This window comes from Streptomyces griseoloalbus, assembly GCA_014650015.1.
GTDB classification, from domain to species: domain Bacteria; phylum Actinomycetota; class Actinomycetes; order Streptomycetales; family Streptomycetaceae; genus Streptomyces; species Streptomyces griseoloalbus.
This window is the reverse complement of sequence record BMUD01000164.1, coordinates 1-549: the sequence shown is the minus strand read 5'-3', so window position 1 is coordinate 549 and position 549 is coordinate 1. Positions and strand designations below refer to the sequence as shown.

At 47.9% G+C, this 549-nt stretch carries 1 protein-coding gene; it reads left to right on the top strand.

Features of this window, described 5'->3' with window-relative positions; translation table 11 throughout:
* Positions 1–549, top strand: a 549-nt coding sequence (locus IE178_RS37235; RefSeq protein ID WP_193515114.1) for a retropepsin-like aspartic protease, incomplete at both ends; no start/stop codon positions are given.

The following is a 549-nucleotide window of genomic DNA, read 5'->3' as shown; positions in this document are numbered from 1 at the left end:
TGAAATCATGTACTACGAAACCTTTAAACAATTAAAGTTACAAGATAAAGACTTGGCACCCGCCGTATCTCCCCTGATCGGATTCAACTCCATGCCAGAATGGCCCGTCGGCAAAATTATTCTCCCAGTCAGGGCAGGAAGTGTGACAAAACAAGTGGAGTTCTGGGTGTTGAAGGTCCCCTCCACTTACAACATCATCTTGGGCAGAACATGGCTGCATGCCATGCGCTCGGTGGCATCCTCCTACCACCAAGTGATGCGGTTCCCCAACGACACCGGAGTAATAGAAGAAGTTTATGGGGATCAGATCATGTCGAAGCAGTGCTTTGTGACAGTGAACGGCAGCCGCGCTGCCAAAGGATATGTTCATTCGGTGGAAGAACCTGAGAGCAATGAGCTGTTCGCAGACGTCAGCAAAGCAGCTAATCAAAAAGCGGTGGAAGACTTGGTAGAGGTAAGAATAGATGAAAAGAACCCGGATAAGTTCTTTTTGCTTGGCTCGTCTTTGTCCAGCACTGAGAGAATAGAGGTCATGGAATTATATCCGGA